Origin of the sequence: Kutzneria chonburiensis (assembly GCF_028622115.1) — a bacterium.
Classification (GTDB): domain Bacteria; phylum Actinomycetota; class Actinomycetes; order Mycobacteriales; family Pseudonocardiaceae; genus Kutzneria; species Kutzneria chonburiensis.
This window is the reverse complement of the sequence record NZ_CP097263.1, coordinates 1644190-1670455: the sequence shown is the minus strand read 5'-3', so window position 1 is coordinate 1670455 and position 26266 is coordinate 1644190. Positions and strand designations below refer to the sequence as shown.

The following is a 26266-nucleotide window of genomic DNA, read 5'->3' as shown; positions in this document are numbered from 1 at the left end:
ATGCCCCTGCCCGTGAGAGCAGCACTGGCGGCCGCCCTGCTGACGGTCGTCATCGGCGGCCCGGCCGCCGCCGCACCACCCGGACCGCCTGGTGTCACCGCGGCCGACGAGATCGCGTACCTGAAGGGCCTGACCGGCAACCACGTGCTGTCCGGCCAGCAGGGCGGCGCCAACAGCGACCCCAGCCAGTGGGTGCGCAAGGTCCACGACATCACCGGCCGCTACCCGGGCATCTGGAACGGGGACTTCGGCTTCAGCCAGAACGACATCGACAACCGACCGACCGTGATCAACGAGGCCAAGGCCGAGTGGGCGGCCGGCGCCCTGCCCGGGCTCATGATGCACGCCTGCCGGCCGGACGTCGCCACGTGCGGCTTCGAGGGCGGGTCCAACCCGGTCAAGGGCAGCCACCTGTCCAACGCCGAATGGCAGCAGCTGATCACCGACGGCAGCGGCCTGAACGCCGCCTACAAGCGCAAGCTCGACCAGTTCGTGCCGTACTTCCAGCAGCTGCGCGGCGCCGGCATGCCGGTGCTGTTCCGGCCCCTGCACGAGATGAACGAAGGCTGGGCCTGGTGGGGCGGCCGACCCGGCCCCAACGGCAGCGCCCGGCTGTTCCAGATCACCCACGACTACCTGACGGCCAAGGGCCTGGACAACATCGTCTGGGTCTGGGCGCTCAAGGACGTCGCCGGCGGGGCGGCAGCGGCGTCGAGCTACTACCCCGGCGACCGCTATGTCGACGTCGTCGGGCTGGACGTCTGGGTGAACAAGTTCCCGTCCGGCGACTGGTACCAGGCCATGCAGCACGTGGCCGGGAGCAAGCCGATGGCGCTGGCCGAGGTCGGCAGCGTGCCCCAGCCGGCGCAGCTGTCGGCCCAGCCCCGGTGGGTCTACTGGAACGTGTGGCTCGACTATCTGACCAATCCGGGTTACAACTCCACCAATTCGGTCAAGGCCGGCTATCACGACTCGCTCAACCGCGGCGCGGTCTCGATCATCCCGCGCGGCGGCGGGGCGATCACCGGCGTGGGCGGGTCGCCGTGCAGCAGTGGACCGCGCAGCCAGACGGACACCTGCTGAACCCGCGGTCCGGCTGCCCCAAGGGGCGGACTTGAGTCCGGAACGCAACGGTGTCCCCCTGCTGTCCGTCGATGGGACGACCATCGCGACGACAGGGGGACATCTTGCGCATCACACGCCTGGCACTGCTGCCGGTCGCCGGCCTCGCGCTGGCGGCCTGCTCCGCCACCCCGCCGGCCGCGGCGCCGGTGCACACGCGCACGTCATCGGCCAGCCAGTCGGCCAGTCCGGTGCCGGGGAGCACGCTGCCGACCAAGCCGGTGCAGCCGATCAAGACGCCGCCGGGGGCGCCCTGCAACCCGCAGGTCATGACGGCCGGGACGGGTGCGAAGACCACCGCTGCCAGCACGTTCAGCGTCACGACGGCGGTGAAGAACACCGGCACCTCGGCGTGCACCATCAAGGGCTATCCGACCGTGGCGATCACTGGCCTGCCGCCGGCCACCGGCGACTGGCCGCGCAAGCAGCTGAAGGTGGTCCAGGACGGGCCATCGGACCTGGTGGTTCTCGCGCCGGGCGACGGTGCGGTGGTGACGCTGACGTTCACCCAGTGCCAGCCGGGCCAGGAACCGACCGAGGGACGGGTGGTGCTGCTGGGCGTGCCCACCGGCGGAATCACGATGACGCTCGAGGACGGCAGCGACGTCATCGAATGCGGGGACGTCGTGAAGGCGACGGCCTTTGAGGCTCATCTATAGGCGCAGCACGGTGCCGGTGGCGTTGGCCGACAGGTGCAACGTGCCGTCGGGGCCGGCGGCGAGGCCGGCGAACGGGCGTGGACAGCCGGGCATCCCCGCCACGAACAGGGCTCGGACATCCGGCGGGTCGACGGGCAGATCTTCGGCCTCGACCCGGAGTTCGCCGGTGCCGAGGTCGACGGCCAGCAGCCGCCGCCGGCCGGCCTCGACGACCAACAGCGAACCGTCCCGAACGGCCAATCCCTGTGGTGCGTCGAGGTTTTCCGCTACCGGGACCGGCTGCTCGTCCAAGCGGTAGACGACGCCACGGCGTTCATCGCTGACGTAGCAACGCTGTTCGGCGTCGAAGGCCACGTCCACGGGCTCGTCGAAACCTTCGGCCAGCACCGTGACGGTGTCATCGATCGCCACGACCCGCCCTGCCCCGGTCTCGGCGACGACCAGCACGCCGTCGTCCCGCACGGCAATGCCGACGGGTTGACGCAGGCCGGTTGCCCGTACCGTCACCGTCTCGGCTGAGTGGGTGCGCACCTCGCCGTGCTGCGAGGTCACGTGCAGCAGCCCGTCCTCGGCGGCGATGCCGTGGCTGAAGATCGCGACCGCCTCCGTGACGACTTCGTCGTCCGACGGCCGCGCGAGCCGGTAGTGGTCGGCCGCGTGCACGGTGCCGCCAAGATCCACGGTCACGCCGTAAGGACCGACGAGACCCTGCGGCACGATCTGCCGCACCCGGCCGTCCTCGTGTACCTCGGCGATGCCGCCGCTGGCGAAACTCGAGACGTACATGCGGTTCTCGCCGTCGAACGCGGCATTGTCCAGGCCCACCACACCTGTGGTGAGAATATGCCGCTGCCCGCTGCCGAACAGGTCGATGCACGTGATGATGCCGGCCGGCCCACGGGACAGCACCATCAGGACGCCGCCCCGGTCGAAGCGCACCGCCACCGGGGCGTCCACGTTCTCGGCGACCAGCTCGGGCACACCGCCGTCGGGTGGGATCCGGTAGACCTCGTTGGTCATCATGTGCGGGTAGTACAGGCAGCCGTCCGGCCCGAGCTGCATCGCGTTGCCCATGGGCAGGCCGTCGGCCAACACCACCGGCTCGCCGCCGCCGGGGAACAGCTCCAGCAGCCGCCCGCCCATCCGCATCTCGTTGACGAACAAGCGATCCCCGACGCAGGCGATGCCGTTGGGAAGGACCAGCGCGTCGGAAACCGTTGTGTAGTCGCCTTCCAGAGAGCGCCGCCACACCCGCCCGGGCACCAGGTCGGTGATGTACATCGAGCCGTCCGCGCCGAAGGCGAGATCATCAGGCGACTGCACAGGGCCGCCGGCCGGGACAACCGCCTCGACGTCACCGCTGGCCAGGTCGACGGCGCTGATCCGGCCGCCCAGGAATTCGGCCACGTGCAGCCGGCCGTCGGGCCCGAACGCGACGCCGTTGGAGCCGTGGAATGCGCTTCCCATCAGTTGGCCACCAGCACGTCGTCCATGCCGCCGTTGGCCCGCCAATTCCGCAGCAGCGCATGGAAGGCCACGGCTCCATGACCGAAGCTCTCGCCGCGTTCACGCGGCTGGCCTTCGTTGTTGTAGTAGCCGGGCGTGCACTCGGCCTGGAACTCGTAGAGCCGCAAGGAGGATTCGCGCACGGTCGTCACCCACGCGTCCACCGCCGGCACGCTCGGCTCCACCCAGCGCGCGCCACGCTTGCGGGCCTCGGACACCACCTCGGCGATGTGCTGGGACTGCTCGTCGAGGATGTGCATGAAGTTCACCGAGGCGGCGTTCTGCATCGGCCCCATGCTGAACAGGTTCGGGAAACCGTTGCTGTAGAAGCCGTGCAGCGTCCGCGGCCCGGCGGCCCAGCTCTCCAGCAGGACGATGCCGCCCCGGCCGTGCACCGGCAGCCGCCCGGTCAGCACATCCGACGCCCCGAGCTGGAAGCCGGTGGCGAAGATGACACAGTCCACTGTGTACTCGCGGTCGCCGACGACTATCCCGTTCTCGCTCAAGGCGGTCACGCCGCCGTGAGCGGAAGTGTCGACCAGAGTGACGTTGTCCCGGTTGAACGCCTGGAGATACTCATCGCTGAACGTGGGTCGCTTGCAGGCGTAGCGGTACCACGGTTTGAGCAGCTCGGCCGTCGCCGGATCCCGCACGATGTCGGCCACTCGGGCCCGGATCTCGTTCATCTTCTGGAAGTCGACGATCTCGTCGACGCGCTCGCGCTCCTCGACCGACAAAGCGCCGGAATCGCCGCCACGGGTCAGGTTGCGCAGCAGCTGGGCGCTGCTCGTCCAGCCGTCGGACACCAGGTCCTCGGCCGGCAGGCCGCCGCTGACGATGTCCAGGAAGTTCTCCATGCGCCGCCGCTGCCAGCCCTGCGTCAGCGATGCCGCCCAGTCCGGGTCGGTCGGCCCGTTGCCGCGAATGTCCACGGTGGATGGCGTGCGCTGGAAGACGTGCAGGCTGTGGGCATCCCGGGCCAGGTGCGGCACGGCCTGGATGGCCGTCGCCCCGGTGCCGATGATCGCCACCCGCTTGTCGGCCAGCTTGTGCAGGCCGCCGTCGGCGCTGCCGCCGGTGTAGTCGTAGTCCCAGCGGCTGGTGTGAAACGTGTGGCCACGGAAGTCGTTGGGAACAGCGGGAAGTTTCGGCCGGTCCAGCGTCGCGTTGGTCAACACCACGTACCGGGCACGGATCCGGTCGCCGCGATCGGTCGTCACCTGCCACTGCACGGCGTCCTCGTCCCAGCGCAGTTCGGTCACCGCGGTCTGGAACAGGGCGTCGTCGTACAGGTCGAAGTGCCGGCCGATGGCCATGGCGTGCTGGCGGATCTCCTCGCCCGGCGCGTACTTCCAGCGAGGGACGTAGCCGACCTCCTCCAGCAGCGGCATGTACACGTAGGACTCGATGTCGCAGTGCACGCCCGGATACCGGTTCCAGTACCAGGTGCCGCCGAAGTCGCCGGCCTTCTCGATCACCCGGATCGACTCGAGGCCGGCCTGCCGCAGCCGCGTGGCGGCCAGCAGCCCGCCGAGTCCACCGCCCAGCACCACCGCATCCACGGTGTCCTGTAAGGGTTCCCGCGTGAATCCGGGCTCCACGTACGGATCGTCGGCGTAGTAGCCGAACTCGGCCGGCCGGTACTGCGCCAGCCCGTCGGGACGGATCCGCCGGTCCCGCTCGGTCCGGTACTTCGCCCGCAGCGCGTCCGGATCGAACCCCAGGTCGTGGGACACGTGCCCTACCCTTCTGTGGTTTAGACCGCGGACCAGCCGTTGTCCACGGGCAGCACGACGCCGTTGATGTTCGAGGCGGCATCGGAGGCGAGGAAGACGATGGCCGCGGCCTGCTCGTCGGCATCCGCTATCCGACCCGCGTTGCCCAGGTACCGGCCGACCACCTGCGGCCCGAGCGTCGTGGGATCGGCCTGCACGCTGATGTTGGTGCGGGTGCCGCCGGGCGCGATGGCGTTGGCCCGGATTCCCTTGTCCCGGTACATGATCGCCACGTTCCGCATGAGCCCGATCAGGCCGTGCTTGGATGCCGTATAGGCCGCCCCCGACGCACTGCCCCGCAGACCGGCCTCCGAGGCCGTGAAGACGATCGCGCCTCTCTCCTTGGCCAGCATGTGCGGCAGGGCCGCCCGCGTGAGTAGGAACGGCGCCGTCAGGTTGACGCCGAGCACGCGTTCCCACATCTCGTCGGACGTGTCGGCCACGGCCGACATCGAGTCCATCACGCCGGCGTTGTTCACGAGAACATCCACGCCGCCGAAGGTGCTCACGGCCGTGGCAACCACCTGCTCGGCCGCCGCCCGATCGGCCAGATCACCGGTCGCCGCAACGGCTTTCCCGCCGGCCTCGTCGATCTCGGCCACCACCGCCATGGCGGCATCGCCGTTGACGTCCGCGACCACGACCCAGTCCCCGGCCGCGGCGAACTGCAGTGCCGCGGCCCGGCCGATGCCCGATCCCGCACCCGTGACGATGACGCTCCGCATGAGTACTCCTCGTTTTCAGGGCACGATGACCGCACGTCCGGTGATCTCACCGGCTTCCAGCCGGCGGTACGCCTCCGGGGCGTCGTCAAGGGCGAACGTGGTGACCTCGGCGTGCAGACGGCCGCGGGCCGCCAGATCGAGGACCTCCTCGAGCTCGGGACGGCTGCCCCAGTACGTCGTCTGCACGGAAAGCTCATGCGGCACAACACCGAACTGCACCGGCACCGCGCCACCGCCGAGCCCGATGAGCGTCAGATCCCCCATCATGCGACCGGAAGCCGCGCCGAGGGCCACTGTCCGCTTGCTGGCCACACAGTCGAAGACGGCGTCGGCCCCACGGCCATCGGTGAGCTCCCGAACGGTGTCGGCGGTGTCGGGCCCGGCCAGCAAGGTGTGGTCAGCGCCGGCCCGCGAAGCCAACTCCAAGGCCTCGTTGCGGGTGTCGACCGCGATCACCTGCGCCGCCGTCGTCGCCCGGAGGATCTGCACGGCCAGATGTCCGAGACCGCCGATCCCGATCACCACGGCCGTCGTGCCGGGATAGAGCTTGGCCCAGGAGCGCCGGATCGCGTGGTACGGCGTCAACGCGGCATCGGTCAGCGGAGCCGCCAGCACGGGATCGAGCCCGTCAGGCAGCGGCACGAGATGCCGGACGTCAGGCACGAGCACGAATTCCGCCATGCCACCGTCCATGCCGAGCCCACACCCGCCGCCAGGCGCCGGCGCGCCGAGCCGGTTCTCGCAGTAGGCCTCGATGCCCAGCCGGCAGCGCCCGCACGTCCCACAGCCCCACGCCCCGTACACGGCAACCGGCTGCCCGACCTCGACGCCGGACACGCCCGGCCCGAGCTCGTGCACCCAGCCGGCGTTCTCGTGCCCGAGCGTGAACGGCGGCCCCCACGGCAGCTGCCCGGGCCCGAACTCCCGCATCAGGTGCAGATCGGAGTGACAGGCGCCGGCCGCGCCGATTCGCACGACCACCTGACCCGGACCCGGCTTCGGGTCCGGGACCTCGGTCAGCACCGGATCGGAGTGCCAGCGTTCCAACCGCAGCGCCTTCATGACTCCCCCGTTGTGTCAGCCGTGCAAACCGGCCTCATCCGCGGCGGCCAGCACCGCCGTGGCCTTCTCGATCCCGTCGTCGGCGCTGCGGGCGTCGATCAACGCGATCACGATCTCGCTCGCGCCGGCCTCGGCCAACGCCGCCAGGTCCTCGACGACCTGGGCCATCGACCCCCGGCCGGGCATCCGGTCCTCGCCGAGCGCGGTGTCGGTGACCACCGGCTGCACCTGGACATGCAGCCCCAGCTCGGCCGGGTCACGACCGTGGTCGGCGGCCAGGTCCTTGATCCGCTTCCACGTCGCGGCGACCGCGGCCGGGCCCATGCCGGACGGGATCCAGCCGTCGGCCTTGCGGGCGATCCGGGACAGCGCCGCGTCGCTGTGGCCGCCGCCGACCAGCACCGGGATCTCGCCCACCGGCTTCGGCGAGACCAGCACGTTGTCCACGACCATGCGACTGTCCCGATAGGACACCGGGTTCGGGCCCCACAGCGCCCGACAGGCGTCGATCGTCTCGTCGAGCAACCGGCCCCGGCGGCTGATGTCCGCGCCGGCCGCCCGGAACTCGTCGCTGGACCAGCCCGCGCCGAGACCGAGCACGGCCCGGCCGCCGGTGAGCTGGTCGAGCGTGGCGAAGGCACGGGCCAGCTCGTGCGCCGCATGCAGGCCGGCGACCAGGATGCCGGTGCCGAGCCGGACCCGCTCGGTGACGGCGGCGGCCAGCGTCAGCACGGTGAGCGGCTCGGCGATGTACTGGTAGCCCTCGGCCCACGGCAGGCCGGGCACGCCGTACATGCCGTCGGCCGGCTCCAGCGGGAACAGTGTCCGCTCCATCACCCACAGGCTGTCGTAGCCGACACGCTCGGCCTCCTGCGCGGTCCTGATCACGGCGCGTCGCGGCTCGGCCATTTTGCCCTGCGGCAGATAAAGCCCGAATCTCATGTCGCCACCCTAGCCGCGCCGATCATGGTCCCGCTCGTCGATGCCCGCTCGGGCAACCGTTTCAGAGCACTTGTTCCTTCGAGCACCACCAGCTCGTGCGCCCGCCGACCGCGCCACGCGCCATCGGCGCGCCGTCACGCGGGCACAGTCCGCCGGCATGGCGGAACGGGATGATGCTGAGCGTGTGGACACCGCCGTCCTTGAGGGCGTCCGCGACGGAGCTCTGCGTGGCGCGGAAGATCCGGCCGACCTCGCGTGGCGTCAGGTCGTCGACGTGCCGGGACGGGTGGATGCGAGCCCGCCACAGGATCTCGTCGGCCAGCAGGTTGCCGATGCCGGCGACCGCCTGCTGGTCGAGCAGCCGGGCCTTGACCGGCGCGCTTCCGCTGGCCAGCGCTTTCTTGAACGCGACGTTGCTGATCGTCGCGGCGTCCGGTCCGAGGCGTTCGACCGGCGGATCCAGCGTGATCCGGCCGAGCCGCCGTGGATCGACCAGCATCATCCGGCCGCCGTCGTCGAACGTGACGGCGAAGCGCGACCACCGGTAGTCGCCGGGCACGCGGCGGCCCTCCCAGTAGTCGCCGCCGTCGATCTCGCCGCCGTCCAGGTCGGCGATCACGATCTTGCCCGACATGCCGAGGTGGATGCCGAGCACCGCGCCGTCCTCGGAGGTGTCGCACCACAGCGACTTCCCGCGCCGGTGCGCGGCGACCAGCTTGCGGCCGAGCAGCGCCGACCGGATCTCGCCGGGCTGGTGCGGGCGGCAGACGTAGCTGTCGGTGTCGTCGACCTCGACGATCAGCCGGCCGAGCGCGGCCCGTTCGAGGACCGAGCGGGCCGATTCGACCTCGGGCAGCTCAGGCATGGCTCAGTGCACGTGGCTGCGCCAGTCGGCCGGCACGCGGTCGGCCGGGCCCGGGATCGACGCGTCCGCGGGGTGCGACTCCGGCCCGGCCAGGGCCGGCCCGTCGTAGAACTCCTCGGTCTTGAAGTTCCAGAACCAGTCCTCACCCGGCTCGAAGCTGCGGATGAACGGATGCCCGGTCTGGTCGAAGTGCCGGCTGGCGTGCTGCGCCGGCGACGTGTCGCAGCAGCCGATGTGCCCGCACTGCGTGCACCGGCGCAGGTGCACCCACCAGCCGCCGGCGGCGTCGCATTCGACGCAGCCGGTCCCGCTCGGGGGCACGGACGGGTCGATGCCGGGAACGGTCATGCGGAGTCCTCCTGAGCGGCCGGTGCGATCGGGATGCGGACCTGGAACCGGGTGTCGCCCGGCACGGACCGCACGGACAGGTCGCCGCGGTGCTTGTTGACCACGATCCGCCACGAGATGTCCAGGCCGAGCCCGGTGCCGGAGCCGACGGGCTTGGTCGTGAAGAACGGTTCGAAGATACGGTCCTTGATCTCCGCCGGCACGCCGGGGCCGGTGTCGCCGATCTCCACCAGCAGCCGGTCGTCCTCGCGGGCGGTGCGCACGGTCAGCGTGCCGACGCCGTCCATGGCCGCGATGGCGTTGTCGATCAGGTTCGTCCACACCTGGTTGAGCTCGGCCGCGAACACCGGCACCTCGGGCAGGCTGTGGTCGTACTCCTTGACGACGGTGATCCGGTCGCCGATCTTGCGGCCCAGCATGAGCAGCGTGCTGTCCAGCAGCTCGTGCACGTCGACCGGGCGGAACGGGGCCCGGTCCAGCTGCGAGTACTGCTTGGCCGCGGCGACCAGCGTGGACACCCGGGTGGTGGCATCCTCGATCTCGGTCATCAGCAGCTCGGTCTCGACGGTGTAGTTCAGCCACCGGACCGCGCCCTCGAGGATGGACGGGTCGACCGCGGCGGCGACCGTCTCCAGCCAGGCCACGTCCAATCCGGCCTGCACGAACGTGGGCGCGATCTCCCAGCCGGCACGGATCTCGTGCTCGTCGAACCAGTCGGACAGCTCGTCCTCGCGGTCGGACGCCTCCAGCGGCTCCAGCGGCTTGGCCTTGGCCACCAGCTCGACCGCCTGCTCCTGGAGCTGCACCAGCTTCTCCAGCGCGATCCGGTCGTACGGGCCGGCGGCGATCATGCCCAGCTTGTGCCGCATGCCGGCGACCCGCTCCCGTAGCGTCGAGGTCGCGCGGATCGCCGCGGCGGCGGGGTTGTTCAGCTCGTGGGTGAGGCCGGCGGACAGGGATCCCAGGGCCAGCAGGCGTTCCCGCTGGCCGATGGCCTGCTGGGTGTTCTGCATGCCGAAGAACAGGCCCTCCAGCATGTGCAGCGCCATCGGGAACCAGTCCCGCATCAGCTGCTCGAACAGCACGGCGTCGAGCACGTAGAACCGGGACGGCTCGGTGACGCGCATCGAGCCGTCGTACTTCTGCGGCACCCGGTCGCCCAGGAACGCCCGCCAGGCCCCGGCGTACACACCGGGCTGGGTGGTGCGGCTGATCTCCACGTCCTCGGCGCCGACCCGCCGTGACATGGCCAGGCCGCCCTCGATCATGACGTAGAAGCAGGTCGCCGGGTCACCCTCGTGATAGACGGGGCCGGGCTCGAAGTGCTCGATGTGCCCGTGCTCGCACAGCCATTCCAGCTGCTCCTCGTCGAGCTTCTCGAACAGGAACAGCGTGCGGAGCTCGGCGATGTCACACGGCAGTTTGCTCATGTCCGCTCCAGATAACGGTGCACCAGCATGACGGCCATGGCGCCCTCCCCGACCGCGGAGGCGACCCGCTTGCCGGAGTCGGAGCGCACGTCGCCGGCGACGAAGACGCCGGGCACACTGGTCTCCAGGTGATACGGCTGGCGGTCCAGCGGCCAGTCACGCAGTGCGGTCTCGACGGTCCCCAGGTCCGGGCCGGCGACGACGAAGCCGCGCTCGTCGCGGGCGACGACGCCGTCGAGCCAGTCGGTGCGCGGCGCGGCGCCGATGAACGCGAACAGCCAGGACGCCTCGACCGTGCGGGATTCGCCGGTTTTGTTGTGCCGCAACGTGATCTGCTCCAGGTGGTCGTCGCCGTTGGCCTCGGTCACCTCGGTGCAGGTGAGCACGGAGATGCTGGGGATGGCGGCGATCTGCTGGATCAGGTAGTGCGACATGGAATCGACCAGCGACTCGGCGCGGACGACGATGGTGACCGAGCGGGCCGAGCGGGACAGGTAGACGGCGGCCTGGCCGGCCGAGTTGGCCCCGCCGACGATGTAGATGTCCTGCTTGGAGCAGTTCGTGGCCTCGGTGAGCGCGGAGCCGTAGTAGACGCCGCGGCCGGTGAAATCGTCGAGGCCGGGGGCGGTGAGCTGGCGGTAGGAGACGCCGGTGGCCAGGATGACCGCGTGGGCGTCGATGGCGTCGCCGTCGGCGAAACGGACCGTACGGGCGGAGCCGTTGATCTCCACGCCGACGACGTCGCGGGTGGTGATCAGCTCCGCGCCGAAGCGGGTGGCCTGGCGGCGGGCGCGATCGGCGAGTTGGGCACCGGAGACGCCGTCGGGGAAGCCGAGATAGTTCTCGATCCGTGAACTCTGACCGGCCTGGCCGCCGGTGGCGGTGCGTTCGATGAGGACGGTGCGAAGACCTTCGGAGGCGCCGTAGACCGCCGCGCCGAGGCCGGCGGGGCCGCCACCGACGATGGCGAGGTCGTAGAAGCGTTCGGAGGGCTTGGTGCTGAGGCCGACCTCGTTGGCCAGCTGGGCGTCCGTCGGGGCGATGAGGGCGTCGCCGGTGGTCGTGATGACGACCGGGAGGTTCTGGCCGTCGGCGTTGGCGGCGGCCAGGAGGCGCTCGCCCTCGGGCTCGTCGACCTGGTACCAGCGGTACGGGACCTGGTTGCGGGCCAGGAACTCGCGGACCTCGGAGGAACGGGCCGACCACTGGTGGCCGACGACCTTCGTCTCGGGGACGCGCTTGTGGTCGGTGCTGGCCCAGGCGTCGAGAAGGGAATCGACGACGGGGTAGAGCTTCTCCTCGGGCGGGTCCCAGGGCTTGAGAAGATAGTGGTCGAGGTCGACCAGGTTGATGGCGTCGATCGCCGCGCCGGTGTCGGCGTAGGCGGTGAGCAGGACGCGTCGGGCGGACGGGTAGAGGTCCATCGCCTGTTCGAGGAATTCGATGCCGTTCATGTCCGGCATGCGGTAGTCCGCGAGCATCACGGCGACCAGGTCGCCGCGGAGCTTCAGTTCGCGGAGCGTGTCCAGGCCCTGGGAGCCGGACTCGGCGCGGAGGATGCGGTGCTGGTCGCCGTAACGGCGGCGTAGGTCGCGGGCGACCGCGCGGGAGACCCCCGGGTCGTCGTCGACGGTGAGAATCGCGCTTCTGGCGGGGCGGGACGGGGTGGTCACGCGGGTGTCACCGGGTGTTCGCTGGGCACGGTGACAACCATACGTTCTGGGGGTGGGGTGGTGCACGGGGTTCGTTTGGCTGGTTGGTTGGTTTGGTTGGGGTGGTTCGTTGGTTGCTGGGGTTGGGTTTCGGGGTGGGTGTTGCGTTTGGGGTGGGGGTGGGTTGGTTTGGGTGGGGGGATTAATTCGGTGTGGTCGCGTGGATTTGGTGTGGAGCCTCTGCGCGATGGCCCAAGGGCTAAAAGCGGGCAGGACGAGCCTGCCCTTGGCCTGTCAATTGTACGCCATCGCGCCCCTCCACACAAAATCCACGCGACTAGTCGGAGTTGCCGTGTTGTGGTGTGGCGGGGGAAAGAAAAGCCTTTCTGCCCGGCGGGATTCACCCGTTAGGGATTCGCGTTCGATCTTGTGTTCGAGTATTCTCAGAAGTATGGAACTCACCCGCGACATCGAGAACAGGGAACCCACTGGGGCCATGTTCGATCTGGTGGTGGGTGTGGATCCGGCGAGCCTGACCCAAGAACAGTTGGTCAATTTTGTGGGGGTGGCCCGGAAGGTGCGGGCGGTGTGTGAATGGGCCGAACATGAGGCCCTCAACCACATCGACGACCTGACTGAGTTGGCGATGGCGACGAAGGTGTCGGAGCCGGCGCTGGCCCGGTCCCAGGAGGTCGCCGCCGCCCTGGAGACTCACCCTGCGCTGGCGGAGCGGTTCCGCCGGGGAGAGATCGACCTGGCCCGGTTCGCGGCGGTCCACGAGCGGACCCGCCACCTGTCCAACCCGGCCCAGGTCGCCGAAGTCGACGGAGCCCTGGCCGAGGAGGCCGCTGGTATGACCCGGACGCAGGTGTGTCGCAAGGCCACCGCGCTGGTCGCGAAGGCCGATCCGGATGGCTATGAGCAGCGCTGCCACAAGGCTAAGGACGACCGGCAGGTCGGGCTCTCCGCCTTGCCCGACGGCATGGCCAAGCTCGTGTGGATCCTCCCCGCTACCGAGGCCCACCAGCTCTTCCAACAGATCTGCGCCGACGCCAAGTCACTCCCGAAGGACGACCGCACCACCGACCAGAAACGCTCGGATGTGCTCTGGGACCGCTTGCGGGGCGAGCACACCAACTGGAACGTGCGGACCTTCGTGACGATCTCCATGGAGACCCTGCTCGGCCTGACCAACGACCCCGGCCAGCTCGCCGGCTACGGCCCCATCGCCGCCGAGGCAGCCCGCGAACTCGCCATGCACGGCCCCTTCCGGGGACTCCTGCTCGACGAGTACCAGCAGATCAGCGCCATCAGCACCGACACCTACCGACCCACGGCACTGATGAAAGAGACGTCCGTTGCTCGAGCCGGCGGGACCTGCACTGCCCCGGGCTGCACCCTGCCCATCCAGGAACACGACCACATCACCCCCTGGCCCACAGGCCGCACCCAAGCGACCAACCTGCAAGGGCTCTGCACCTGGCACCACCACCGCAAACACGACAACTACACAGTGACCCAGGATTCAGACGGCACCACCCACTGGATCACCCCGGCCGGCCGCCACCACACCACCCACCCCCTGCGGCACTAACCGGGGAACGGGCACCACCAAAAGGGTGCACAGTGGGAGCCAAAACCCAGCCACCGCCATCCCCTTCACACACCGATCGCCAACTCCCGAATTGGGTCGATTTTGTGTGGAGGGGCGCGATGGCGTACAATTGACAGGCCAAGGGCAGGCTCGTCCTGCCCGCTTTTAGCCCTTGGGCCATCGCGCAGAGGCTCCACACCAAATCGACCCATAAACCGAAGAACCCCCGGAAAACTACGCAGCACGCGCACCAAACCCAACCCCCACAACGGGCGGGCGGGCGGGCCACCAAACCCAACCCACAAACCCACCCCACCCCAACCCAAAACCCCCACCTCACCCTCCAGGCGTCAACCGAACCGTCAACACCTGAAACGGCCTCAACCCCACCCGCACCGAACACCCGTCCGCTTCAACCCCCAATTCCTGCCCAACCGGCCGCTCCAACAGATCCACCACCTGAGCCCGCCCCACCCCGAACCCAGCCCGCAGCACCGTCCCCGCAGCCCTCCCCCAACCGACTCGTACAACCGAACCACCACATCCCCCGACCGATCGTCAGCCAACTTCACCGACTCGACCACCACCTTCCGCCCCTCCACCTCAACCAACGCCCCACCAGCCCCACCAGCCCCACCACTCCCAGCAACCACCCGCAACGGCAAGTTGACCGCATACCCACCCTCCACCGCATCCGCGATGGAAGCCCCCGGCAGCAGCGAGTACGTCATCCGGTGCACCCCTTGATCCGCTTCCGGATCCGGACACCTCGGAGCCCGCACCAAACTCAGCCGCAAAGTCGTCGTAGTCCCGCCATCCGCACGCGCCTCCCGCCCCACGTCATGCCCGTACGTGGAGTCGTTCAGCACCGCCACCCCATACCCCGGTTCCCCCACGTGCACCCACCGGTGGCAGAACATCTCGAACCGCGCCGCTTCCCAGCTCGTGTTCGTATGCGTAGGCCGGAAAACATGCCCGAACTGGATCTCCGCCGCCGACCGGTCCGCATGCACGTCCAGCGGGAACCCGACCTTCAGGATCTTCTCCCGCTCGTGCCAGTCGATCTCCGTCTCCACGTCGATCCGCGCCGACCCCGCCCGCACCCGAACCGTCTGCACCACCGACGACTCCCCGAACCGCCGCGTCACCCGAACCGCCCCCACCAGCGGCCCTCGCTCCACCACCTCGATCGACTCGACATCGGTCAAGTCGACGAACTGATGCCGATAGTGCTTGTCGATGTCCCAGGCATCCCACTGGTTCGGGAAATCCGTGTGCAGCCGCAGCAGGTTCCCGCGCTCCCCCGGCGCCAGCACCTCCCGCTCCTCGACCAGGTCATAGACCGACGAGAACAACCCGTCCTCATCGATCACCACCCGAACCAGCCCGTTCTCCAGAACCCGTTCCCCCACAACAACATCAGCACCCGCAGCACAGGAAACCAACGGCCCGGCCCCAGACCCCTCCACCTTCACCAGCACAGCCACCGTCCCATCAACCAACGGCTGCCCCTCAACCCCCATTTCCCCCGGCACAGCAACAACTTCCACCCGCCGCCGAGGCCCCGCGTTCAGCACCCACGGCACCTCCCCAACCCCAGCCAGCGCCGCCCCCGCCGCCTCCACAATCCCGTTCAGCTCCGCAGCCACCCGTGCATACGTAGCCTCAGCCTCACGATGCACCCACGCGATCGAGCTCCCCGGCAAGATGTCATGGAACTGGTGCAGCAGCACTGTCTTCCACAACCGGTCCAGCTCCTCGTACGGATACGCAAACCCCACCCGCACAGCAGCCGTCGCCGCCCACAGTTCAGCCTCTCGCAGCAGATGCTCGCTCCGCCGGTTCCCCGACTTCGTCCGCGCTTGACTCGTATACGTGGCCCGGTGCAGCTCCAGGTACAACTCCCCCGACCACACCGGCGCGTCGGAATACTCCGCCTCCGCCTCACGGAAGAACACGTTCGGGTCCTGCACCACCACCCGCGGCGACCCTTCCAAATCGCGAAGCCGCCGAGCCTTCTCCATCATCTCCCGCGTAGGCCCGCCACCGCCGTCCCCATGCCCGAACGGCACCAAGGACCGCGTCCCGCCACCCTTGTCGGCGTAGTTCCGCGCCGCATGGGCCAGCTCTTCACCGGAGAACACCGCGTTGTACGTGTCCACCGGCGGGAAATGCGTGAAGATCCGGCTGCCGTCGATGCCTTCCCACCGGAACGTGTGGTGCGGCATCTTGTTGGTCTGGTTCCACGAGATCTTCTGCGTCAGGAACCACTTCATCCCGGCCAGCTTCGCCAGCTGCGGGTACGCCGCCGTGTACCCGAACGAGTCCGGCAACCACACGCCTTCGCATTCGACATCGAACTCGTCGAGGAAGAACCGCTTGCCGTGCACCAGTTGTCGGGCCAACGCCTCGCCGCCGGGCAGGTTGCCGTCGGCCTCGACCCACATACCACCCACGGGTACCCAGTTGCCGGCCTTCGCCGCTTCCTGCATACGCGCGTACACCGCCGGATGGTGTTCTTTCGCCCACGCATACTGCTGCGCCTGCGAACAGGCGAACACGAACTCCGGGTAGTCCTTGGCCAACGCCGTCACGTTGGAAAACGTCCGCCCCGTCTTGCGCACGGTCTCCCGCAACGGCCACAACCACGCGCTGTCGATATGCGCATGCCCCACCGAAGACAACGTGTGCGCACTCGCATGCGCCGGCCGCGACAGGACATCAACCAACGAAGCCCGAGCCACCGCAGCCGTCCCCACCACGTCCGCGATGTCCAACACATCCAACATCCGTTCCAGCGCACGCAAAAGCTCGTGCCGACGGGTGTCGTGCTCACTCAGCTCACGCATCAGCTCCGACGCGACCTCGATGTCCAGCACCAGATGCCAGACATCCTCGTTCAACACCGCCAGATCAGCCCGACCGAAGACGTACAGCGGATCCGCCGGTGCGGTCAGCTTGTCCCCCAACAACGTCGGGATGAACCCGTTCGCCAGGATGTCCGGATTCCCGGCCGCCTCCAGGAACAGCTCAACCCGGCCAACGTCCGCCACCGGCACGTACTGGTTCCGCGGCTCGATCCCCTTCACCGGCTCACCCGACGCGGAATACACCAGCGCCTCAGCCTGCCCACCAGGCCAGTCACCAATGAACCCCAAATCAAAAACGGCCTCAACCCGCCGCCCAGCCCACTCCGCCGGCACTTCCCCGACCACGCGGAACCACGTCGTCGACCACGGCCGCCCCCACCGCTCCCCCACGGCAAAAGCCGAATACGACGCCCCCAACGCCTCCGCCACCGGCACCGGCTCGTCCGGCACATGCCAAGCGGTTACCGTCAACGGCACCACCGGCCCGTACACCGCCGGCCGGATACGTTGCTGGAGAACGCGATCGAGACGCGCCTCGACCTGCTTGCGATCGTCAAACACGGGTGTCCACCTGAAGATAGTCGAGACCAGCGGCATGGGTGAGATATCCGTCCAGCAACCGCCGCGCAACGGCTACCGAATCCACCAGCGGATGCAACGCGAACGCCCGCAACGCCGCCGCCCGGGACCCGGAGGTCGCCGCCGAGATCACGTCCCGCTCCACGGACTTCACCGCCGTCACCAACCCGACGGAGTGATCAGCCAACGGCAGCCCGGAAACCGGCCGCGCCCCGTTCGCATCCACGTGACAGTTTGTCTCGATCACGGCCTGATCGTCCAACGGCCGCAACACACCCCGCCCGCGTACGTTCAAAATCAACGTCGTCCGCTCGTCCAACGCGATTGCCCGCATCAACGCCAGCGCGACGTTCTCGTACCCGCCGGAATCCAGGTCGCACGAATTCCGCTCACCGGCGTCCACCGCCTCACGGTTCTCCGCCATATAGGTAACTTCGCGCTCCAGCCGCGTCGCGTCCCACGTCTCGAACGGCAGCGTCCCCGCAGCCTCCATCCGCGAGTAGAACCGCGCCTGCTGCTCCAGCAGAAACGCCCCGCGCGTCTGCGAAGCAGCCCTAGCCCCCGCCACCGCCTCACGGTTGAAGTAGTAGTAATGCAGGTACTCATTCGGCAGCGAGCCCAGAGTCCGCAGCCAGTCCGCGCCGAAGAGCTTGCCCTCCTCGAACGACGTCAGCGCCGCCTCGTCGGCCAGCAGCCGCGGCAGCACGTCCACGCCGTCCACGCGGATCGCCCGCAGCCAGCCCAGGTGGTTCAGCCCCGCGTAGTCGAACCACGCCCGCTCCGGATCCACCCCCAGCGCCCGCGCCGCCCGCCGCCCCAGGCCGACCGGCGAGTCGCAGATCCCGATCACCCGGTCGCCCAGATGAGCCGCCATCGCCTCGGTGACCATGCCCGCCGGATTCGTGAAGTTGATGACCCACGCCTCCGGCGCCAGCCGGGCGATCCGCCGCGCGATGTCCACCGCGACCGGAATCGTCCGCAGCCCGTACGCGATCCCGCCGGCCCCGACCGTCTCCTGGCCGAGAACCCCCAGCTCCAACGCCACCCGCTCGTCGGTCGCCCGCCCGGCCAGCCCCCCGACCCGGATGGCCGAGAACACGAAGTCCGCCCCGGTCACCGCCGCGTCCAGGTCGGTCGTCACGTCCACCAGCGGCGCGTCCTCATACCCGGACGCCTGCTCGCGCAGCACCTTCACGATGGCGTCCAGGCGGCGCTGATCGAGGTCGTGCAGGGTCACGTGGGTGACCCGCCCCTTGCCCCGATCGGCCAGCAGCGCCCGGTAGACCAGCGGGACCCGAAAGCCACCCCCGCCCAGGATCGTCAGCCTCATACCGTCACGACCTCCACCCCAGCCTCGCGCAGTGCCGCGCAGGTCGCCGCGTCGGCGGCCGCGTTCGTCACCACGACGTCGAGATCCTCCGGCCCGCACACGCGGGCCATGCCGGTGCCGGGGAACTTCCCGGCGTCGGCGGCCAGCACAGTCTTCTCCGCCGCGGCGATCATCGCCCGTTTCACCGGCACCTCGACGGCGGTGGTGTCGAGCACGTGGCCGTCGGGCCGGATGCCGCTGGTGCCGAGGAACAGGACGTCGGCGTGCACCTGGCGCAGGTTGTCCTCGGTGAGGAAGCCGACCAGCGAGCGGTAGTCGCGCCGGACCACGCCGCCCAGCAGGATGAGCTGGATCTCCTTGTCCTCCACCAGTTCCTCGTAGACGGCGAGGTTGCTGGTGATCACGGTCAACGCGCGCCCGCGAAGGTGGCGGGCGATGCGGTGCGCGGTGGTGCCGATGTCCAGCAGCACGGTCTGCCCGTCGCGCACCATCGAGGCGCAGCGGGCGGCGACGGCGTCCTTGGCCTCCACACGCACGTCGGCGACGTCAGCGAAGGGGTCGTCGTGGCCGTTGACCGGGACCGCGCCGCCGAAGACCCGCCGGAGCAGGCCCTCGTCCTCCAGTTGCAGCAGGTCGCGGCGGATCGTCGCCTGGCTCGCGCCCAGTAGGTCGGCCAGCACGGTGACCGTGCAGGGGCCCTCCGAGCGCAGTGCGCGCAGGATCAGCTCGTGTCGTCGGGCGGGAAGCACAGTCGGACCCTACTCTGCAAACTCGCTCAAAGTCACGCAGCTATTGCCAATCTCGTGCACGCGGTGCAGTCTCTAGCTCAACTTCGAGCGGACAGAAGGTTGCGGCGTGGCGACACCAGCGGCGGTCCCCGACGTGTTCCTGTCGGGCCTGCTCTTCTACGACATCGGCTTCGCCGGGCTGCCCGCCGCGCCGGCCGCCGGCACCGAGGTCTGGGCCGGGGAACGCGGCACCAGCCCGGGCGGCATCGCCAACTTCGCGGTGGCGCTGGCCCGGCTGGGGTCGAGCACGTCGCTGGCTGCCGCGATCGGTGACGACGTGACCGGCGACCTCTGCCGGCGGGAGCTCGAAGGTGAGGGCGTCGACCTCACCCTGTCCCGGCGGATCCCGGACTGGCCGATGCCGCTGACCGTATCCCTCGCGTACGACGGCGACCGCGCCCTGATCACGCACGGCACCACGCCACCGCTGTCCCCCGACGACCTGATCGACACGCCGCCGCCGGCCCGGGCAGCTGTCACGCATCTCGCGGCCCGGCCACAGGCCTGGATCGGCAAGGCCGCCGCCCAGGAGACGCTGGTGTTCGCCGCCGCCGGCTGGGAGGAAGCCGAAAAACACCGCGCGGCGATCCTGGCCCAGTTGCCGGACTGTCACGCGTTCCTGACCAACGACCGTGAGGCCATGGCCTATACCGCGACCGGCGATCCCGTTGCGGCACTGGGCAAATTGGCCGACCTGGTGCCGCTCGCCGTGGTCACGTGCGGTGCCGACGGCGCGATGGCCATCGACGGCACCACCGGCGAGTCCGCCGCCGTGCCCGGTGTCGAGGTCGACGCCGTGGACACCACCGGTGCGGGCGACGTCTTCGGCGGGGCCCTGGTCCACGCCACCCTGGCCGGCCTGCCGCTGGCCGACCGGCTCCGCTTCGCCACCCTGGTCGCCGCGCTGTCCGTGCGACGGATCGGCGGCGCCGCCTCCGCGCCCCGCTGGTCCGACCTGGAGCCCTGGCGGCGTTTCGAGAACTACGCCTTCCTCCCGCACTCCTAGGAGCGAACCCATGGAACTCTCCCGCAGACGATTCATCCAGGCATCCGCGCTGACCGCCATGGCCGCCGGGTTCTCCGCCGCCTGCGGCAGCTCCGGCTCCGCCGCCGCCAACGGCAAGGACCTGACCCTGTGGTACTGGGGCGGCGGCCTGAGCGACAAGGTCGTGGCCGACGCCAAGACCCAGTTCGCCAAGGACATCACGCTCACGGCCAACTCGGTCGGCGGCGACTTCAAGCAGAAGCTGGTCACCACGCTGGCCGCCGGCGGCTCCTCGGTGCCGGACATCACCGGCATCAAGGGCGAGGACATGGCCTCGTTCATTCCCAGCGCGAGCAAGTTCCTCGACCTGAACACCTTGGGGTTCAAGGACATCTCGTCGCAGTACCTGGCGTGGAAGGTCAAGCGGGCGCAGACGCCGGACGGCAAGCAGCTCGGCTTCCCGATCGACATCGGGCCGACCGGCATGTACTACCGGGTCGACCTGTTCGAGCAGGCCGGGCTGCCGACCGATCCGAAGCAGGTGGCCGAGAAGGTCAAGACCTGGGACGACTTCTTCGCCGTCGGGGCCCAGCTGCACCAGGCCGTGCCCAAGTCCTTCCCGGTGCGCAACCTGCCCGAGCTGTTCAGCATCGTGATCAACCAGGGCACCAAGCGTTTCATCGACGAGAACAACCACTTCATCGGCGATCAGGACCACATCCGCACGGCGTGGAACACCGCGGTGAAGGGCTTCACGTCCGGCCTGGACGGCAAGGTCGACGACGCCAGCTGGAACGCCGCCATCGCCACCGGCACGCTGGGCATCGAGCTCGGGGCGGCCTGGCACGCGCTGGACATCGAGCAGGCCGCGCCGGATCTCAAGGGCAAGTGGCGGGTGGCCCCGATGCCCGGCGGGCCGGCCAACGACGGCGGCTCTTTCCTCGCGCTGCCAAGGCAATGTCGGAACCCCGAGCAGGCGTTCAAGATCATCAGCTGGATGCTGGGCCCGGAGAACGACGTCCGCGGCTTCACCGACGCGGCGCTGTTCCCGGCCGCGCCGGCCGCGTACAAGCTGCCGGCGATGACCGCGGGCGACCCGTACTTCGGCGGGCAGAGCACGATCGACGTGTTCGGGCCGGCGGCCCAGGCCATCCCGATCAGCTACGAGGCCCCGGCCGACGCGGCCGTGATGGCCCCGTACCGGACCGAGCTGACCAACGTCGAGTCCAGCGGCAAGTCGCCCGACGCGGCCTGGACCGACGCGCTGAGCCAGGCCAAGCAGATCGCCCAGCGGCAGGGGGTGAGCTGAGCTTGGCCACTCGGACGGCGCCCGCGCGGTTCCGCCCCCGGCGCACGCCGCCCCCGTCGGCGCCACGGCCGGCCAAGCGAGGTGTGCTCACGTACTGGCGGCAGTACCTGGCCATCTCGCCGTTCTACCTGGTCTTCGCGGTGTTCTCGCTGTTCCCGGTGTTCTTCTCGCTGTTCCTGGCCTTCCAGCACTGGGACGGCCTGAGCGAGATGAACTTCGTCGGGTTCCAGCAGTTCGGCTTCCTGCTCAAGGACCCGGTGTTCTGGCTGTCGGTGCGCAACACGCTGGTCATCTGGGTGCTGTCGACCGTGCCGACGCTGTTCGGCGCGCTGGTGCTGGCCGCGCTGGTGCACTCGGTCAAGCGGTTCAAGGGCTTCTACCGGATCGCGCTGTTCCTGCCCAACGTCACGTCGATCGTGGCCGTGACCATCTTCTTCGGCGCCGTGTTCAGCAACAACTTCGGGCTGGTCAACGCCATTCTCGGCACGGTCGGGATCGCGCCGGTGGCCTGGCTGAGCAATCCGTGGCTGATCAAGGTGGTCATCGCGCTGCTGATGACGTGGATGTGGACCGGCTACAACATGATCATCTACCTGGCCGGGTTGCAGGCCATCCCGCCGGAGGTGCACGAGGCGGCGAAGATCGACGGGGCCGGGCCGGTGCGCGCGTTCTTCTCCGTCACGCTGCCCATGCTGCGGCCGATCATCCTGTTCACCGTGGTCATCTCCACCATCAACGGGTTGCAGAGCTTCAGCGAGCCGCAGGTCCTGTTCGGCACCAACGCGGCCAACGCCAGCCTCGGCGGGCCCGGCCAGGCCGGACTGACCACGCTGCTGTACTTCTACCAGGAAGCGTTCATGAACAACGACTACGGCTACGGCGCCGCGATCGTGTGGGCGTTCTTCCTGCTCATCCTGGTGCTGGTCGTGCTCAACTGGTGGCTGGTGCAACGCGGGAGGAAGGAATGACCCGTCGCTGGGGCACGCACGCGATCCTCATCGCGGCCGTGCTGGTCTCCGTGTTTCCGTTCGTGTGGACGGTCATCATGGCCACCAACACCACCACGGACATCTACCACAGCCCGCCCAAGTTCACCCCCGGCTCGCACCTGCTGGACAACGTCGGCAACGTGCTGTCCACCATCGACTTCTTCGGGTCGATGCTGAACACGCTGATCGTCGCCACGGTCACCACGTTCCTGGTGGTGTTCATCGACTCGCTGGCCGCCTTCGCCTTCGCCAAGTTCGACTTCCCCGGCCGCAGAGTCCTGTTCGGACTGCTGCTGGTGTTCATGATGCTGCCGTTGCAGCTGGGCACGTTGCCGCAGTTCATCATCATGTCCCAGATCGGCTGGGTGGGCACTCTCCAGGCGTTGGTGCCGCCGGCATTGGCCAACGCGTTCGGCATCTTCTGGATGCGCCAGTACATCAGCGGCGGCGTGCCCGATGAACTCCTGGACGCGGCCCGTATCGACGGCTGCGGCTTCTTCCGGCAGTACTGGAACGTCGCGGTCCCGCTGATGCGGCCGGCGCTGTCGTTCCTGTCCATCTACGCGTTCGTCAATTCCTGGAACGACTACATCTGGCCGTTGATCGTGCTGACCGATCCGAACCGGCTGACGCTCCAGGTCGCGCTGGCCCAGTTGAACGTCGGCCACAACACCGACTACAGCATGGTGATGGCCGGCGTGCTGATGGCCTCGGTGCCGATGGTCGCGGTGTTCGCGCTGTTCGCCCGCGGTTTCATCGCCGGCGCGACCGAGGGCGATCCGCGGGTGACCTGGTTCCGTGATGCCAAGTTCGGCATCTTCATGCACTGGGGCGCGTACGCGGTGCCGGCATGGGCCGAGCCCATCGGGGAGCTCGGGACGTTCGACTCGACCTACTGGTTCAGCCACTGCCCGTACGCCGAGTGGTACTGGAACACCAGCCAGATCGAGGGCAGCCCGGCCTATCAGCACCACCAGTCGACCCACGGCGGCCGCCCGTACGACGACTTCCTCGATCTGTGGCACGCCGATTTGTTCGATCCGAACGATTTGGCGGCGTTGTTCGCCCGGGCCGGCGCTCGGTACGTCATTCCGACGACCAAGCACCATGACGGCATCACGCTCTGGGACGCGCCCGGCACCGGCACCCGCAACACCGTGCACCGCGGACCTCGCCGTGATCTCGTCGCCGACCTGGCCGGGGCCACTCGGGCGGCTGGGCTGCGGTTCGGCGTCTACTACTCCGGCGGCATCGACTGGTATGCCGGGCGGCGGGCCGTCATCCGGCACGAGTCGCAGATCGACGACCACGGCCGGGCCAACGAGGCCGCTTACGCCGCGTATGCCCTGGCCCAGGTGCAGGATCTCATCGCCCGCTACCAGCCCGATGTGCTGTGGAACGACATCGGCTGGCCGGATCTCGGGTTGGATGACCTGCCCGAGTTGTTCGCCGACTACCGGTCCGCCGTGCCCGACGGCGTGGTCAACGACCGGTGGGACGGCACCCACTCCGTTCGCCCTTCGGTCTCGTACGACTTCCTGACCAGCGAATACCAGGCCAACCGGGGCAACGAGGGCGCTGGCCCGTGGGAGAACTGCCGTGGCGTCGGCTACTCCTTCGGTTTCAACCAGGCCGAGGGGCCGGCGCACTGCCTCAGCCCGGCCGCCGCCGTGCGCCTGCTGGCGGATGTCGTTTCCAGGGGCGGCAATCTGCTGCTGAACGTCGGCCCTCGGTCGGACGGCACTCTGCCGCCTCGACAACGGGCCGTGCTGGAGGGCATGGCGTCGTGGATGGCCGTGAACTCCGTTGCCATCCATGACACCCGGCCACTGGAAGGCGCGGTGCCCGGTGAAACCCCTTGGCTGCGCTGGACCCGTACCGACGACCACGCCTATGCCCTCCTCGCCGACGCGGCGGGCGAGGTGTTGCTTCCCCACTCCGCCGGCCTCATCGCCCCCGTTCGCCTCGACGGTAAGCCTCTTACCGCGCACGCCGTGTCCGCGGGAACGGCGATCAGCCTGGACGACGTCGGCACGCTGCCGGTGGTGATCCGCTTCCGCCTATCGGCCTAGATCACCGGCCGGGGCCGGGCGAGTGATTCCGCACCGGGACCCGTATCGCTCGCCGGCCGGCGGCCGACGTGCTGGTGTCGAACATCGTCGTTCACACGGGGAGTTGTCGATGACCAGCACGGTCAGGTACACCGGGCGCAACACAGTGAAGATCGATTACGACATCGTGCTACCGGACGGGGCACGGCTCAAGGACAAGATCTCCTGCACCACCGGGGAGAACGCGGGCGCGCCGACGTACTACCGGCGCACCGCCGACGGCAAGGACAGCAAGGGCCGGCCGCAGTACTTCCACATGTGGGACCCGGACGCGCAGCTGTTCGACTGGCTGGCCAACGAGGTCTTCGACCACTACCAGAACGACCCGGACGCCTACTACGACAACGTGGAGCAGGCCACCGGCACCATCACGGTGGTGGACGACCAGGGCCCCTGCCGCTCCTGCCGGTCGGTGATCGCGCAGTTCAAACGGGAGTTCAAGAAGGTCAAGATCATCGTGCGCTACACGACCGGCGACAAGCTGCGGCCGACGGTGCCGGCCGGCACCGGCAGCGGCATCTACGGCTACGACAAGGGCGCGGAGCACGAGGGCGAGGGCGTGTGGGTGAAAACCCTGTAGTCACGCCGGATTGCCGGCGCGCTTGACGGTGCGGATCACCGGCGCGGTCTCCACGTGCGTGATGCCGGGCAGGGCGGCGACCCGCGTGGTGAGGTAGCGGTAGAGCTCGCGCTGGTCGGCGCACATGATGCTGGCGAACAGGTTCGACGGCCCGGTGGTGGCCCCGGCGAAGGCGATCTCGGGGTGGCCGGCCAACGCCGCGCCGACCGCCGCCAAGTGCCTGGGGGTGACGGAAAGCCAGAGCATGGTCCGGGGACCGACGCCGAACAGCCGGCCGTCGACGTCGATGTCCAGGTAGAGCACGCCGTGTTCGAGCAGCTCGGTCATGCGCCGCCGCACGGTGGTGGGCGACCAGCCCGTCACCACGGCCAGCTGCTCGAGCTCGGCGCGGCCGTCCACGGTCAGGGCGGCGATCAGCTTGCGGTCGCCGTCGTCCAGCGTCACGGGGCCTTCCCGTGACGGCAGCGGCGGCGGCCGCAGGCGCTCGATTGCCTTGGGGCTCAACGAACCGAGCTTGGCGATGTGGCTGTCCGCGCCGCCGTAGAAGTAGTGCAGCATGGAGTGCGCGGTCACGCCCTCGACCCGCGGCGTGCGGGGCAGCTTGGCCAGCAGCAGCGCTTCGCTGTCGGCGTCGCTCTCGGTCCGGACCGTGCAGACGATCTCGGTGCCGCCGGAGGTGAGGCTCACCCAGGTCGTGTCGGGCCGGCGGGCCAGCGCCTCGGCCACCGGCACCGATGCGTTGGGCGCGCACCGGATCCGCAGGGCCCACTGCATGGCCCCGAACGCCGTCGGGTCGACGCCGCCGATCACCCGTAGCGCCCCCGATGTCCGCAACCTGTTGTAGCGGCGGGCGATGGTGCGATCCGACACGCCGAGCACCTCGGCAATGGTGCTGAACGGGGCTCGGCCGTTGATCTGGAGGGCGTACGCCAGCTGGCGGTCGAGCTCGTCGAAGTCGGATTCCACCGTCTCACGGTAGTGGTTGTCGGATATCGGCACAAATGATCGGTTCACTGGCTGCCGCGGCGTCCGAAGCCGGAGTGTT

General features: G+C 69.1%; 21 protein-coding genes. 8 read left to right on the top strand and 13 right to left on the bottom strand.

Annotated elements, in window-relative coordinates:
• Both M3Q35_RS07760 and M3Q35_RS07755 read left to right on the top strand, forming a co-directional pair.
• Positions 1-1083 (top strand): glycoside hydrolase family 26 protein, encoded by a 1083-nt coding sequence (locus M3Q35_RS07760; RefSeq protein ID WP_273940969.1) that lies wholly within the window; start codon positions 1-3, stop codon positions 1081-1083.
• A 104-nt stretch (positions 1084-1187) separates the two neighbouring features.
• A complete protein-coding gene (locus tag M3Q35_RS07755; protein ID WP_273940968.1) occupies positions 1188-1781 on the top strand; it encodes a DUF4232 domain-containing protein in 594 nt (197 codons plus the stop codon).
• On the opposite strand, the gene M3Q35_RS07750 is transcribed toward M3Q35_RS07755, so the two are convergent.
• From M3Q35_RS07750 to M3Q35_RS07710, 9 genes are all read right to left on the bottom strand, one after another.
• The gene (locus M3Q35_RS07750; protein WP_273940967.1) at positions 1776-3248 is read right to left on the bottom strand and encodes an NHL repeat-containing protein; all 1473 of its coding nucleotides are present in this window, start codon (positions 3246-3248) and stop codon (positions 1776-1778) included. The two genes, M3Q35_RS07755 and M3Q35_RS07750, sit on opposite strands and share 6 nt — an antisense overlap.
• Complete coding sequence (locus M3Q35_RS07745; RefSeq protein ID WP_273940966.1) at positions 3248-5023, bottom strand: flavin-containing monooxygenase; 1776 nt, start codon at positions 5021-5023, stop codon at positions 3248-3250. Before M3Q35_RS07745 ends, M3Q35_RS07750 begins: the two co-directional genes overlap by 1 nt.
• Positions 5024-5043: 20 nt before the next feature.
• Positions 5044-5787, bottom strand: a complete 744-nt coding sequence (locus M3Q35_RS07740; RefSeq protein ID WP_273940965.1) for an SDR family NAD(P)-dependent oxidoreductase — start codon at positions 5785-5787, stop codon at positions 5044-5046.
• 15 nt (positions 5788-5802) lie between these two features.
• Complete coding sequence (locus tag M3Q35_RS07735) at positions 5803-6849, bottom strand: NAD(P)-dependent alcohol dehydrogenase (RefSeq protein ID WP_273940964.1); 1047 nt, start codon at positions 6847-6849, stop codon at positions 5803-5805.
• 15 nt (positions 6850-6864) lie between these two features.
• Positions 6865-7791, bottom strand: a complete 927-nt coding sequence (locus M3Q35_RS07730) for a TIGR03619 family F420-dependent LLM class oxidoreductase (RefSeq protein WP_273940963.1) — start codon at positions 7789-7791, stop codon at positions 6865-6867.
• A gap of 61 nt (positions 7792-7852) precedes the next feature.
• Positions 7853-8656: an Fpg/Nei family DNA glycosylase gene (locus M3Q35_RS07725; protein ID WP_273940962.1), complete on the bottom strand. Its 804-nt coding sequence runs from the start codon at positions 8654-8656 to the stop codon at positions 7853-7855.
• A 3-nt stretch (positions 8657-8659) separates the two neighbouring features.
• Positions 8660-9004: a UBP-type zinc finger domain-containing protein gene (locus M3Q35_RS07720; RefSeq protein ID WP_273940961.1), complete on the bottom strand. Its 345-nt coding sequence runs from the start codon at positions 9002-9004 to the stop codon at positions 8660-8662.
• On the bottom strand, positions 9001-10434 hold the full coding sequence (locus tag M3Q35_RS07715; protein WP_273940960.1) for an ATP-binding protein: 1434 nt from the start codon (positions 10432-10434) through the stop codon (positions 9001-9003). Before M3Q35_RS07715 ends, M3Q35_RS07720 begins: the two co-directional genes overlap by 4 nt.
• On the bottom strand, positions 10431-12107 hold the full coding sequence (locus M3Q35_RS07710; protein WP_273940959.1) for an NAD(P)/FAD-dependent oxidoreductase: 1677 nt from the start codon (positions 12105-12107) through the stop codon (positions 10431-10433). The genes M3Q35_RS07715 and M3Q35_RS07710 overlap by 4 nt, the downstream gene beginning before the upstream one ends.
• A gap of 430 nt (positions 12108-12537) precedes the next feature.
• Between M3Q35_RS07710 and M3Q35_RS07705 the strand changes: the two genes are divergently transcribed.
• A complete protein-coding gene (locus M3Q35_RS07705) occupies positions 12538-13680 on the top strand; it encodes an HNH endonuclease signature motif containing protein (protein WP_273940958.1) in 1143 nt (380 codons plus the stop codon).
• Positions 13681-14060: 380 nt separating this feature from the next.
• Here the strand turns inward: M3Q35_RS07705 and M3Q35_RS07700 are convergent, their stop codons facing one another.
• The 3 genes from M3Q35_RS07700 to M3Q35_RS07690 are packed head-to-tail and all read right to left on the bottom strand — an operon-like array spanning position 14061 to position 19208.
• The gene (locus M3Q35_RS07700; protein ID WP_273940957.1) at positions 14061-17111 is read right to left on the bottom strand and encodes an alpha-mannosidase; all 3051 of its coding nucleotides are present in this window, start codon (positions 17109-17111) and stop codon (positions 14061-14063) included.
• The gene (locus M3Q35_RS07695; RefSeq protein ID WP_273940956.1) at positions 17104-18459 is read right to left on the bottom strand and encodes a 6-phospho-beta-glucosidase; all 1356 of its coding nucleotides are present in this window, start codon (positions 18457-18459) and stop codon (positions 17104-17106) included. Before M3Q35_RS07695 ends, M3Q35_RS07700 begins: the two co-directional genes overlap by 8 nt.
• Positions 18456-19208 (bottom strand): DeoR/GlpR family DNA-binding transcription regulator, encoded by a 753-nt coding sequence (locus tag M3Q35_RS07690; RefSeq protein WP_273940955.1) that lies wholly within the window; start codon positions 19206-19208, stop codon positions 18456-18458. The genes M3Q35_RS07695 and M3Q35_RS07690 overlap by 4 nt, the downstream gene beginning before the upstream one ends.
• Positions 19209-19314: 106 nt before the next feature.
• Here M3Q35_RS07690 and M3Q35_RS07685 point away from each other — a divergent pair, with 106 nt between their 5' ends.
• From M3Q35_RS07685 to M3Q35_RS07665, 5 genes are all read left to right on the top strand, one after another.
• The gene (locus M3Q35_RS07685) at positions 19315-20253 is read left to right on the top strand and encodes a PfkB family carbohydrate kinase (RefSeq protein WP_273940954.1); all 939 of its coding nucleotides are present in this window, start codon (positions 19315-19317) and stop codon (positions 20251-20253) included.
• Between the two features lie 10 nt (positions 20254-20263).
• Positions 20264-21541 carry an ABC transporter substrate-binding protein gene (locus M3Q35_RS07680; protein WP_273940953.1) on the top strand — a complete coding sequence of 426 codons (1278 nt, stop codon included), beginning with the start codon at positions 20264-20266 and terminating at the stop codon, positions 21539-21541.
• A gap of 2 nt (positions 21542-21543) precedes the next feature.
• Positions 21544-22509, top strand: a complete 966-nt coding sequence (locus M3Q35_RS07675; protein WP_273940952.1) for a carbohydrate ABC transporter permease — start codon at positions 21544-21546, stop codon at positions 22507-22509.
• On the top strand, positions 22506-24602 hold the full coding sequence (locus M3Q35_RS07670; RefSeq protein WP_273940951.1) for an alpha-L-fucosidase: 2097 nt from the start codon (positions 22506-22508) through the stop codon (positions 24600-24602). The genes M3Q35_RS07675 and M3Q35_RS07670 overlap by 4 nt, the downstream gene beginning before the upstream one ends.
• A gap of 109 nt (positions 24603-24711) precedes the next feature.
• Complete coding sequence (locus tag M3Q35_RS07665) at positions 24712-25221, top strand: deaminase domain-containing protein (RefSeq protein ID WP_273940950.1); 510 nt, start codon at positions 24712-24714, stop codon at positions 25219-25221.
• On the opposite strand, the gene M3Q35_RS07660 is transcribed toward M3Q35_RS07665, so the two are convergent.
• Complete coding sequence (locus tag M3Q35_RS07660; protein WP_273940949.1) at positions 25222-26187, bottom strand: Lrp/AsnC family transcriptional regulator; 966 nt, start codon at positions 26185-26187, stop codon at positions 25222-25224.
• Positions 26188-26266: the final 79 nt, after the last annotated feature.